The organism is Bradyrhizobium cosmicum, assembly GCF_032290525.1.
In the GTDB taxonomy this organism is placed as follows: domain Bacteria; phylum Pseudomonadota; class Alphaproteobacteria; order Rhizobiales; family Xanthobacteraceae; genus Bradyrhizobium; species Bradyrhizobium cosmicum_A.
In genome coordinates, this window is record NZ_JASXTA010000633.1 from 1 (window position 1) to 232 (window position 232).

At 62.5% G+C, this 232-nt stretch carries 1 protein-coding gene; it reads right to left on the reverse strand.

The genetic code is table 11. From position 1 onward, the window contains the following. Positions 1 to 232, reverse strand: a 232-nt coding sequence (locus QSV46_RS41165) for an EAL domain-containing protein (protein ID WP_314964553.1), incomplete at both ends; no start/stop codon positions are given.

Genomic DNA, 232 nt, shown 5'->3' on the forward strand with positions numbered 1-232 from the left:
GGACTGGTCGATCTTGATGGTGTCGAAGGGGAAGCGCTGCAGGTACGCCAGCGAGGAATGGCCGGTGCCGAAATCGTCCAGCGACAGTCCGGTGCCGAGTTCGCGAATGCGCGCCAGCATCTGCGCTGCATGCTCCGGATTCTCCATCACAAGCGACTCGGTGAGCTCCAGCTTAAGCGTGCCGCGCGCCACCGACGAGCGCGACAGCACAGTGCGGATATCGTGAATCAAG